This is a genomic window from Haploplasma axanthum (assembly GCF_900660745.1).
Taxonomy (GTDB): domain Bacteria; phylum Bacillota_I; class Bacilli_A; order Acholeplasmatales; family Acholeplasmataceae; genus Haploplasma; species Haploplasma axanthum.
The window spans coordinates 160,674-173,162 of the sequence record NZ_LR215048.1; the positions used below are offsets into that span (position 1 = coordinate 160,674).

At 26.0% G+C, this 12,489-nt stretch carries 11 protein-coding genes; all 11 read right to left on the bottom strand.

What is annotated here, in order from left to right; all coding sequences use genetic code 11:
- Nucleotides 1-9: 9 nt before the first annotated feature.
- The 11 genes from EXC62_RS00840 to EXC62_RS00890 all read right to left on the bottom strand — a co-directional run bounded on the left by EXC62_RS00840 (nucleotide 10) and on the right by EXC62_RS00890 (nucleotide 12,488).
- Complete coding sequence (locus tag EXC62_RS00840) at nucleotides 10-1,473, bottom strand: MAC/perforin domain-containing protein (protein WP_026390741.1); 1,464 nt, start codon at nucleotides 1,471-1,473, stop codon at nucleotides 10-12.
- 171 nt (nucleotides 1,474-1,644) lie between these two features.
- Nucleotides 1,645-3,684, bottom strand: coding sequence for an ABC transporter ATP-binding protein/permease (locus tag EXC62_RS00845; protein WP_052589953.1), 2,040 nt, complete (start codon nucleotides 3,682-3,684; stop codon nucleotides 1,645-1,647).
- A 111-nt stretch (nucleotides 3,685-3,795) separates the two neighbouring features.
- Nucleotides 3,796-4,002: a hypothetical protein gene (locus EXC62_RS00850; protein WP_026390742.1), complete on the bottom strand. Its 207-nt coding sequence runs from the start codon at nucleotides 4,000-4,002 to the stop codon at nucleotides 3,796-3,798.
- A gap of 78 nt (nucleotides 4,003-4,080) precedes the next feature.
- Complete coding sequence (locus EXC62_RS00855) at nucleotides 4,081-4,557, bottom strand: hypothetical protein (protein WP_026390743.1); 477 nt, start codon at nucleotides 4,555-4,557, stop codon at nucleotides 4,081-4,083.
- Between the two features lie 126 nt (nucleotides 4,558-4,683).
- Nucleotides 4,684-4,935, bottom strand: a complete 252-nt coding sequence (locus tag EXC62_RS00860; protein WP_026390744.1) for a hypothetical protein — start codon at nucleotides 4,933-4,935, stop codon at nucleotides 4,684-4,686.
- 296 nt (nucleotides 4,936-5,231) lie between these two features.
- Complete coding sequence (locus tag EXC62_RS00865) at nucleotides 5,232-5,579, bottom strand: hypothetical protein (protein ID WP_026390745.1); 348 nt, start codon at nucleotides 5,577-5,579, stop codon at nucleotides 5,232-5,234.
- Nucleotides 5,580-5,729: 150 nt separating this feature from the next.
- Complete coding sequence (locus tag EXC62_RS00870; protein WP_026390746.1) at nucleotides 5,730-6,554, bottom strand: hypothetical protein; 825 nt, start codon at nucleotides 6,552-6,554, stop codon at nucleotides 5,730-5,732.
- 214 nt (nucleotides 6,555-6,768) lie between these two features.
- Complete coding sequence (locus EXC62_RS00875) at nucleotides 6,769-7,428, bottom strand: Pr6Pr family membrane protein (RefSeq protein WP_026390747.1); 660 nt, start codon at nucleotides 7,426-7,428, stop codon at nucleotides 6,769-6,771.
- 2 nt (nucleotides 7,429-7,430) lie between these two features.
- Nucleotides 7,431-9,587, bottom strand: a complete 2,157-nt coding sequence (locus EXC62_RS00880; protein WP_026390748.1) for an ABC transporter ATP-binding protein/permease — start codon at nucleotides 9,585-9,587, stop codon at nucleotides 7,431-7,433.
- Nucleotides 9,588-9,779: 192 nt separating this feature from the next.
- On the bottom strand, nucleotides 9,780-11,651 hold the full coding sequence (locus tag EXC62_RS00885) for a glycoside hydrolase family 3 N-terminal domain-containing protein (protein WP_026390749.1): 1,872 nt from the start codon (nucleotides 11,649-11,651) through the stop codon (nucleotides 9,780-9,782).
- A 6-nt stretch (nucleotides 11,652-11,657) separates the two neighbouring features.
- Complete coding sequence (locus EXC62_RS00890; RefSeq protein WP_026390750.1) at nucleotides 11,658-12,488, bottom strand: carbohydrate ABC transporter permease; 831 nt, start codon at nucleotides 12,486-12,488, stop codon at nucleotides 11,658-11,660.
- Nucleotide 12,489 lies beyond the last annotated feature (1 nt).

Sequence of the window (12,489 nt, forward strand, 5' to 3'; positions counted from 1 at the left end):
TATTACACATTATCTTCTGAAAATAATACTAATTTTCATATCTTTATTAAACCAAGTATCTGGACCGTTACCATGTGCCCCGTATCTTACAAAAATAGTGCTTTCATCTTTTATTTTAGTTACGTCATTATTTTTTATAATAACTCTATACTCTTCATAATCATGATTAGCAAAAGTGAATTCTTGCCAGTTAATTATTTTAGAGTCATCATTCTTGTTTTCAGAATACATTATTATACCTTTAAATCCATTATAGTTTTCTCTTACCTGAAAATCAAAAACCAAATCAAATTTATTATATCCAAGATCTATAAAATCTTGTAACGGCAAGTCTATAAATACAGAATCAAATGGTTGTTTAAATCTACCAGTATCAGTTATTTTGTATTCTTTATCTCTTGTATACATATTTTCCCAAACATACTTTTTTTCACTAATCTTTTTTGAATTAAGACTATCATACTTGAAAAACATTTCTTCGATTTTTTTAGCAATACTTGAGAACTTATTTGGAATAATTTTCCATATTTCTATCATTCCGTCACTAGAAATTTCTACTGGCGAATAATTATTTTGATTTACTGATTGTTTCCACATTCTAAGATTATCAATTAAATCTTTATACGAAATAAATTCCATTTCATTGCCTCCATAAGTAGTAACCATTAGGCTTTCACTTATACTTTTAACACCATAGTTTGATTTTTCAAAAAGATTATCCGAAACGTTCATATTACCAGTTACCAATGTAGTATAATTTGCGCTGATCTCTGAAGATATTTTTTTTGCCTTTTCTTTACTAACTACACTATCCATCGAATTAAAGTAATAATTCGCTTCAATTTTTGAACCATAAATAATATCATGAATTATATGAGTGCCATATAAATCGAAAAAATCATAGTAATCTTTATCTTTTATATTCTTAGATTTTAATTTATTATCCAATGTTTCGATATTTTTATAAAAATTCTTATGAAGATTACCCTTATATAGTTCTAATCCAGATTTAAAATTAGGCAATGCATATCTATTTTTATAATTAACTTGCATATAACTATGATAAAAACTACTAATATATTCTTCATTTGATTCATTAATTAAGTTTTCACTTTGCATAGACATAGAGGCAGACATACTACCATACACAGCAGTAGTTCCCAAATTTGCTTTCACACTATTGCTATATTCACGTGCATAACTACTCAATGACTCTCCATATGAGCTATAACTTTTACTGGTATTTAATTTAGAACTTAAAATTTTCACATTCGAGAACCAATCTTCATCAAAAATAGGATTAGCAATTTTTACTCTTTCTTTCCGAAAATACGGATCTTTAACAAGATTATATGAATAGCCCAACTCATCTCTTTCTTCTGTGTTATCGTAAGCAGCATTAACTGTTGTTGAATTAAGAACTGCTATACATGTAACAATCACGCTTATTATTATAATTAATATTTTTTTCATACTTTATCCTTTCTATTTTATACTTCAATCACCCTTTTTTGTCACAAGCTATATAGCGTACTGTGACTTCATCCCCTCATTTTGACATCACCACACTTACTTTTGTTTTATGATAACACTTTTATTTAATAATATCAATGCCGAATATGTCACAAAAAGACAATACATCAATTAAATTCTTTCATACATAATAGTTTTAGTATTTTCTTTTAGTTTTTTATTTAATGGTAGATAAATAGATACATATGAAATAAGTATAATCCAAATTATTGGCACGAAAACAACATATAGATTATAAAAATGTACCTTAAATACAATCTCTTGACCTTTATTAAATTCATTATTTAAAATATTTATCATAGTTCTTACAGATATTGTACTTAAGATTAATCCAATAAAACTTATTATTAAAAATCCAAACCCATACAAACTATAAAAATATTCACTCTTAACTCCTAATGACTTAATAGTCCCAATTGTTTGATAGTTAACATTGAACGTATGTTTAACCTGATTAATAAATAGTAAGATTGTTATTAATGTGAAAAGAATTATTACTGACCATAATACTAATATATTGTCTTTTGCTAAAAAAATTCTTGCTTCAATTCTATCAATATGAGGTGCGTAATAATTATATTTTTGATTATTTTCATAGATATAATCAACGATACTAATTAATTGATTGGTTGTTAAATCTTTAGTTAATGTATATATTTCATAGTTATTTTCATCAAAAGTAAAACTCTCATTAACGTATAAGAACATATCTCTATGGCTTGTATTAAACTTATAAATGTTATAATTACTAATATTTCTAGGTAATTTTTTAGCATACTCAAAGTCGTCGTTATTTGATCCTGTATCAACTATACCACTAACAACTAAATCATAATATTCTCCGTCAATCTCGATTCTTGAGACAGCTTTTCCAATTAAATCTGCATAAGAAGAAATCACTTCATCATCATCAACATATTTGCCATCATACCCATTATCTTTATAATAATTAAATATATGTTTTGATATAACAACTTCAATTTTATTGCCATCGTTCTTTTTTGGAAGTTCACCAATAAGTAGTTCAAGTCCCAATTTTTCTAAGTTTTCACTTGAGATTTTGACCATTCCTGCAAAACTTGAATAATAATAGTTGTTATTTAACCATTTGTAATAATCTATTCCACTATTGTAATCTTTATAATACTTGTGAAATTTGATATTAGGAAAAATATTACTCATTTCTTCAAGTTTTATTTTTTCAACTTCAATATCATTATATGGAATATTTTCAAAATTTATTTGCTCAATTTTACCAGCTTTAAAAAGTTCTTCTATAGGTTTATATCTTTCAAGTGAAACCAAAGATATCATTGTTCCTATTAATGTTAAACTTATTATCAAAATAATTAACAATATAATATATCGACTTATTCTACTAAATACTATATTTTTTAAATTCTTAAAAAAGTATTTGAAATTTATTTTAGTTTTTACTTCTTCTAATTCATTACTATTCGTTTCTTTCATTACTTTATTGTTATTAAATTCTTCTGTTAAAATACCATTTTCCATCTTTAATACTACATCAGCATATTCTTCAATATTCTCATAGTCGTGTGATGATAATATTACTAACTTATCTTTTGATATCTCTTTTAAGATTTTATAAATTTCACTCTTTGTTTCACTATCTAATGCACTTGTTGGTTCATCTGCTAGTATTATTTTACTATCTTTCATTAATGCTCTTAGAATCGCTACTCTTTGTTGTTCCCCTCCAGATAGTTCATCTGGATATTTATCTAAATATTCTTCTTTTAATTCAACTTTTTCTAAATATTCAATTACTTCATCTTCATTAATACTTTTCCCTTGAATACTTAATGCAAATTCAATATTTTCATATACTGTATAATCTTCTAATAGATTATGATCTTGAAATACATATCCAATTATTTGTTTTTTATATTGATTAATTAGCTTTTCTTTCTTATTACTTATCTCTAAATCATTAAAGTATACACTTCCACTTGTTGGATAGTCATTACTTGAAATCAAGTTTAAAAGAGTAGTTTTTCCACTACCTGATTTACCTTTTATTAGGACTAAGCCTTTATCTTTATATTTATAGGTTACATTGTTTACTGCTAGTACTTCTTTTTTATCTGAATCAATATATTTTTTTGTTACTTTTTCTAGTTTTAACATATCTTATCCCTCGTTACTCTTAATTATAACCTTTATTTTATTATATTAAAAGGTAAAATTTGTCTTTTAAAGTTAAAAATTAAAGGGCACTATTATTGTGCCCCTATTTTACTATTTATTGATTTTTATTAATTTTTGTTTTAAAAGATTTTCTTTATCTATATATGGTAATGTATAATCAATATTTTCTTCTTTACCTTTTATCGCACCAACTTCTTGCATATGAATATCAATAAGTTCTTTTAATTGAATTACTGCTTTATGAGTTGAAACTTTAAATAAGACAGGTGTATTATCATGAAGTTTCTTTCCTCTCATATCTTGAACCTCGTATCTAGTATTTCTAAGTTTATCAAAATCTAGATTTATATATGCATCTATGATATTTCCGTGAATCTAGAACTTAACTACTGGTCTACCATGATACATAAATCTTTCATTTCTCCATGACTTTCTTATTGTTACGTCTTCATAGGTTAATAAATAATTTTTTATTTCACTAAATCTTTCTTGTGATTCTTTTGGTGCTTGGTGCATTCTTGCTACAAACGAATAATTATATCTTATATATAGTCCATTATTATCTAAATTATTATTTTTAGTTTTTCTTTCTTCTTTTTTCATAGGTTTCATCTCTTCTTTCTTTTGTATTATTATAGGTTTTGTTTTTTCAACTATTATTTCAATTTCTTGATTATTTTTTTCTTTATTTTTTCTAGCTCGAATAGCTATTTTGATTAAACAAACAAGAAGAATTACAAGTGCTAAGACTATTAATGCTATTTTCCAAATCTTTTCATCGATTCCCCAAATCAAAAGGGGTGCTGAAAAGACATAAAACTTATAGGTTTTATTTTTTTTGTTTTTGATCATATTTATTTTTTCTCCTAATATTATTCTTTAACCACAAAATTCATCAATCTAATTGATGATAATTATTGTTTTTAACACCATTAATTCGGTGATTAAAAACTTTATATTTAGAATTTGTTTTGAAATTTATTTATTATTTTTTTCTTTTACTCTAGTTACTTCACTAACAAGATTTTCATATTTATCAGTATCAACTTTAGCTTCTAAATATTCATCTTGATAACTCTTAGCTTTTTGTTTCAATATTTCAATCTTTGCTTCTTCAATAGTTAAATTAATAATTTCTTTATCATCATAATCAAATTTCTCAATTAGATACATATATTTGTTATCTAGTTTCTCAATTAAAAGTTGATCTTTAATAGAATTTTTCTTCATTTTTTCTTTGAGAATGTCCTTAACAAGTTTTAAGTTTTTTATCACAAAATTATCAATATCATTATTAAAATCACTAATATGCTCAAATATATCAGATAAATTGTTTTGTTCTAGGAATATTTTTTTACACAAATCAATAATGGTTTGAATTTTAGGACTAGTTTGAATAGTTCTTTCATTAGTATTCTCATCATTATTTTTTTCTAATGTTTTAAGATTAACCTCTTTTTTAATTCGTACTATCTCTTGCTTATTATAATTATGAAATATCTTTTCTAAAGTGCTGTAATGGCTATCTATTTGATTAGTTGAATTAAATGGTAATAAGAATGCTGTAGCATATTTTTTTCAGTATAATATCCGTTTAATTTTGTATTTAAGTTTATTATTATTGTTCCATGATTCTTCTTTTTATATCTTTTTGCTTCATTATAAACATTATTTAGTTCTTCCTTTGATGAAGCATTCTTCATTATTTTAGTTTTGAGTTTTTTCAAATATAAATTATCTGTCTTTCCATTCTTAATTAGATGTGTAGTTTTTTCACCATTTACTTCAATAGCGTTAATAAGCTTATTACCTACAAATATTGTCATGCACGTAATAGCTGTAAGAAATAAGTATATTATTCTTTTCTTCTTCATTCTACCACCCTCTCTATACGAAAATAATACTTATTTTTCGTAATAAATTATGTCAAAATGTTCCAAAACGCATTAAAAATGTTCCTAAAAGCAAAAAAAGTTGTAAACTTTCATTTGATAATCAAAGAAATATTTACAACCCTTTTTATTTTATTTATTGTAATTAACTTTTATTAAATCTTTCTTTAATAATTCTTCTTTACTAATATATGGAACTGTATAATCAATATTTTGTTCTTCACCTTTTACTCCCCCAACACTTTCCATATACATATCTATTAATTCTTTTAAGTAGTCTAATGTTCTACTTCCTACTACTTTAAATAATACTGGTGTATTCTCATGTAATCTTTTTCCTCTTAAATCTTCTACTTCATATTTCGTATCTTTTAACATTTCATAGTCTAGATTTAAGTATGCATCTAAGATGTTCCCATGGATCCAAAATTTAGCGATTGGTTTTCCTTGATACATAAATCTTTCATTTCTCCATGATTTTCTTACTGTTACACCTTCATAACTTAATAAATAGTTCTTTATTTCACTAAAGCGTTCTTGTGACTCTTTTGGTGCTTGATGCATTCTTGCTACAAATGAATAGTTATATCTTATATATAGTCCGTTATCAATAATTAGTTCTTCTTTTGGTTCTTCCTTAACTTCTTTAATTATTACTGGTTCTATTTCTTTTTTCTTTTCAATAACTATTGGTTGTTGAACAACTTCTTTTTCTATCTTCTTAGTAACAATTGGTTGTTCTTCTGAGATTTTAATCTCTTCTTTCTTTTCAACTTTCACTTCTTTTTCTTTCTTCACTTCAATAAATAAATATACTAAGTATACTAATAATATTAAAATTATTACTATTAATACTATTATAATTGCTTTTCCTAATCTTTCATTGATTGCAAAAAATAGGAATGGTAGTACTATCGAGTTTAATCTTTTTTTATTACTTTTTCTTTTTAATATCATTATTATTTCTCCTACTATAGATTTAAATTATTGTTTTACTCATCTATAGTCATATTATAGTATATTACTAACAATTAATTATTTTGATGTTCTAAACTACACTATAAATGTTCCAAAAGACAAAAAAAGAGATAATTATTCATGAATCCAATAATTCCCAAATCTTTTTTGGTACAATTATTGAGGTTCAATATAATAACCTCCTTCTAATTTTTTAGTTTGATTTAGATCTTTTCTTATCATTCAAATAAAACAAATAACTTATTCCTAAGAAAATGATTACTAAACCTACAATGTATGCTAGTGACATCAATCCAACTCGATCATAATCCATGAAAAAATATGGATAATGAACTGGTACTTTATTACTATCATAACCAAATATAAATCCACTCAATCCTATAATTGATGTATAAAATACATACGACAATGGAAAAATTAATACATAATAAATATCTTTTAAAACTAAATGACCTCTATCGCTAAATACTAAATAATCAATCAAAAATAAGATTGGTGTAATTGCATGAACAGATAAATTACTATATGTCCATAATGGATAATTACTTTTAATTGCTTCTGGAGCAAGTAACACCCAAAAAACAATAAAAGTTAAAAGGATATCTATCACAAAAATAAACTGAATTCTTGGCTTAAATGATGTCTCTTGCTCATTGTTTTTTAAAGTGTTTACTGTTTTATAAATTAAATATCCAAAAAATACTAAAACTACTATATTACTTTGAACAGTATAGTAAAGTAATGTTCCAAAACTAATACTACCTGAAAAAATTCCTAAATGAACTAATACTCCTGTAAGAGCAATTACAAATCCAATTACTCTATATGTTAGCGCAATCTTTACTTTATTCATAATTATTCCGTTCTAAGAGCAACAACAGGATCTTTATTAGCAGCAATTCTTGATGGAATTAATCCTGCAATTAATGTAAGTAAGACACTTATTAACACAAGTGCTGCACCATGTAATATATTTAATCTTGCGATTCCACTATATTCAACCATTGGTTCTAATATTTTACTAATGATCGGATTTAATCCTAATGTTAAAATTATTCCTAAAACTCCTGATATAAACCCTAACATAATTCCCTCAGCATTGAAAACACGCGAAATATCTTTTTTTCTTGCTCCAATACTTCTTAATACTCCAATTTCTTTAGTTCTTTCTAAAACAGATGTATAAGTTATAATTCCAATCATAACCGATGATACGAACAATGAAATAGCTGAGAAAGCAATTAAAATAATTGAAACACTATTTGTAAGTGTGTTAATAAAGCTAACACTCAACTCAACTGTATCTAAATATGTAATAATATCTTTTTCAAGTCTTCCTTCTTTATCGTTATATTCATCAATTATAGCTTTTATTTCTTTCTTGTTATCTAAACCCTTTGGATAAATCATATAACTCATTAAAATATTTAAAGGATCATCTTGTCTTATAAAACTTACTACTTCATCATTATAATAGATACCTGGAGTAACTTGAATAAATTGACTAAATGAAGAAAGAATTGAAGTAATCTCAATTTCGATTTGTTCATTAAACTTATTTTTAATATTTTCTTTATTATCCAACGTATAATCTGCTTGTTTATATACTCTGAATGTTTTTCCAAGAATCTCATTATATTCTAATTTTCGATCAGTTGGTAATCCTAAAAAGTTTAAAACACTATTAGGTACTCTTCCGTCACTATTCAAGAATAAGTATGCTTGATATTTATTATTTGAGTCTTTTTGGGCATGAACTTTCATTTTTTCAGCAATAAAACTATCTGTAATAAGTGTTTGATTAATGAAAATAGTATCACTATCAGGATCATTAACTCCTTGCCCTGTCAATGGATTATTATATCTAGTGATTAGCTCTCCATTAACGATATTAGCAAATCTTGATCTATACCCATAAACTTTAATAACTGAATCAGCAACTTTAGTAATCTTATTATCAATTACTTCAACAAATTCAGGATTATCAAGATTATTTTCTCTTCGACTTGGAGTATAGTCATATCCTCCAACTCCACCATCTACTGGATTAGGTTTAAGAGTATTCATCATAGAGTTTATATCAATTCCTACACGTCCAATTTCTAATGGAACAACAGCAAAGTTATCACTTTCAAGTTTATCTAAATAGATATCAAAACCATTTTTTAATGATAAAGATAGTGCAATACCAATAATACCTATACTCCCTGCAAAGGCTGTAAGAATAGTTCTTGCTTTTTTGGTAAGTAGATTTTTAAAACTTAATGACATTGCTGTAAAAAAACTCATTGATGTTTTTTTAGTTTTTTCAAATATTACATTACTATCTTTTTTATTAAAAGGATTAGTATCATCTGTTACACGTCCATCTAACAATGAAACAATTCTATTACTATACTCTTCTGCTAGATTCTTATTATGAGTTACCATAATAATTAATTTATTCTTAGATATTTCTTTTAATAATTCCATAATCTCAACACTAGTTTCACTATCAAGTGCTCCGGTTGGTTCATCTGCTAAAATAATGTTTGGTTCATTTATTAATGCTCTTGCTATTGCAACTCTTTGCATTTGACCACCGGATAATTGGTTTGGTTTCTTATTTAAGTGATCTGCTAAACCAACTTTTTCTAACATTTTAGTTGCTTTTTCTTTTCTTTCAGTCGGAGACACTCCAGACAATGTTAAAGCTAATTCAACATTTGATAATACTGTTAAGTGCGAAATTAAATTATAACTTTGGAAGACAAATCCAATTCGATGATTTCTGTATGAATCCCAATCTGCATCAACATAGTTTTTTGTTGAAACATTATCAACAAGTAAATCTCCTTCACTGTATCGATCTAATCCCCCAATAATATTTAACAATGTTGTTTTACCACAACCTGAAGGTCCTAAAATAGAAACAAATTCTTTTTCTCGAAATTCTAAATTAATTTTCTTTAAAACTCTTATAGGCTTTTTATCAACGTAATAATCTTTGGACAAATTCGTTAACTTTAACATCTCATCGCCCCTCTCTAAATTTGTTTATATTATACCATTTTTATATATTTAGAAAAAGAAAAAAACGCATAAAGCGTTTTATTATTTATATTTATAAGACACTCTTATAACTGTCTCTTGTTATATTGATTAATTTCTAGTTTATTTTTCCTTCATTAGATGCTTAATTTATTTTATAAAAATAGAAAGTAACTACTTAAAGTTGTTTCTATATTCATATGGAGTTAATCCAACGACTTTTTTAAATTTTTTCGAGAAATAATTTGCATCAGTAAATCCACATAAATGTCCTATTTCATATACTCTTAATGATGTTGAACCTAAAAAATGTTTTGCATGTCTAATTCTAGTATTCACTAAATAGTCATTAAAATTAGTTCCTGTCTCACTTTTTATTATTCTTGACAAATGTTCTCTTGAAACCTTTAATTCATCAGCTACTTCTCCCAAGCTTATTTGTTTTGCATAGTTTTCTTCAATGTAATAAATAGCTTTTCTAACCAATTGATTAGATATTTCAATAGACTCATCATCAATACTTCTGTTTTCTAGAATTACTGGGCTCCTACCTAACGCCTTAGCACCTTTCAAAACTTTTATCAATGAACTAATTGATTGTTTGGTATATTCATATATTGCTAAATGACAATCAGGAAGATCTTGTCCTAAAACATCATATGGTGTTCTTAAGGATATTAACATTAGCTTTTCTTGTTTGTGGATTAATTGTGAATAAAGAACTTTTTGAACAAGTGTTAAATGTGAATCTGATAATGCTAATATTACCTTTTTATTTTTAACAATACTTCCTATCTCATTAACATTGAAATTTTTATTATCAATACTATGATATGGTATACCAAATTCTTCACCAATTATTTTGGCAATATCCATATTTTCAACATTCTTATCCTCGGCAATTGAATTTAAATAGTTTGTTACACCAACAATAATTGTTTCACTATCAATCTCAAAAGGTTTACCACTAACTAATGTTACACTAGATAGGCTTATTGCATTAGCAACTTCTTTATTTTTATTGAAATCAACATTTTGAACTTGGTCTTTAATATATTTCTCTTTTGTTCTTAAAACACTATTGACTCTTAAATCTAATTCTTCTTCACTAATTACTCCATCGTTTAAAGCTTTTATTATGCCATTTCTTACACTTAATTGTCTTCCGAATCTATGACTTACCATAATCATATCAACACCTGCTTTAACAGCGAAAACACCTGCTTCTTGAAGAGAAAATGCTCTTGATATTGCATCCATTTCAAAACAATCACTAACAACCATACCTTGATATCCGATATCTTTTCTTAATAATCCTTCAATTATCTTTTTTGATAGTGTTGCTGGAAATCGATCATCAATCTTAGTGTATAAAATATGCGCTGTCATGATTGCTCCTGGATGATATTTTTGATTTAAATAAGGAATAAGTTCATTCTTCTTTAATTCTTCAATTGAAGTATCTAAATGTGGTAAATCTAAATGTGAATCAACACTTACATTACCATGACCAATAAAATGCTTATATGATGATAAAACCCCTTTTGACTCCAATCCTTTTGCATAATCACTTGCTAGCTTACTTACTAAATATGGATCATCTGAAAATGCTCTAATTCCAATTACCGGATTATATGGATTACTGTTAATATCAGCAATTGGTGCTAAGTTAAAATTAACACCTAAATAATTCAATTCTTCTCCTAATATTTGACCAATTTGAAGGGCAGCATCAGGTTTATTATAACTTGCAGCACCAATAGACATATGACCAGGAACGTTAGTAACACCATCATAAATTCTTCTGACATTTCCGCCTTCTTGATCAATTGCAATAAATGCTTTGACACCATTATATTTTAGTGCTGCTTCTTGAATTCTTTCAGTCATTATTTTTAGATCATTTGCTGATTTTATATTTCTAGTAAATAAAATAATATTCCCAAAATGATATGTTTTAATAAGTTCAATAATATCTTCAACATTATCACTTAACCAACCTATTATCATTATTTGTCCGACTTTTTGTTCTATTGTTAAGTTCATCATAATCTACCCCTTTATTGCTCCTGCTGTTAAGCCTTTTATAATATGTTTTTGTAATAATATATATACTAATAATACCGGGATTATAACTAATGTTACTGATGCGGCCATCAAACCAAAATCTGTCCCGTATTTAGAACTGATTTCTTTTAATATCGCACTGATTGGCATTTTATCTTTATCAGATATTACGACCATTTGTAAAAACAAATCATTATAACTCCATAAAAATACAAATATTGAAGTGGTTGCAAATGCCGGTTTAGCCATTGGAAAAACTAAATGATATAATACTTGAAAAACATTTGCCCCATCAATATATGCAGACTCTTCTACTTCGATTGGAAGTTGTTGCATAAATCCTGTTAAAATTACAACTGCAAAACCAACATTACCCGCAACTTGCGGCAATACAACTCCAAATCTAGTTCCATTAATACCTAACTTAATTAATATTTCATGTAAAGGATAAATAATTGAAAATATTGGAAACATCATACATGCTATTATAAATCCATAAACAATCTTTTTACCTTTAAAATTATATCTAGCAAGCGCGAATGATGCAAGCCCTGCAATTAATAAAACCAAGATAACTACTATAATTGATATGAATAAACTATTACCATATGCTCTTATAATATTATATTCTCCTGTTGCTGCAGTAATATAGTTACTAAAAGTAAAATTTTTAAATGGTAAATTAAATGAGTTTCTAAGGATATCTGCAGATGGTTTAAATGAATTTATAACAATCCAAATAAATGGATAAATTGTTATAAGTGCCCAAATAGATAACACTATATAGGTAATAATATTTATATACTTTTTTTTCATA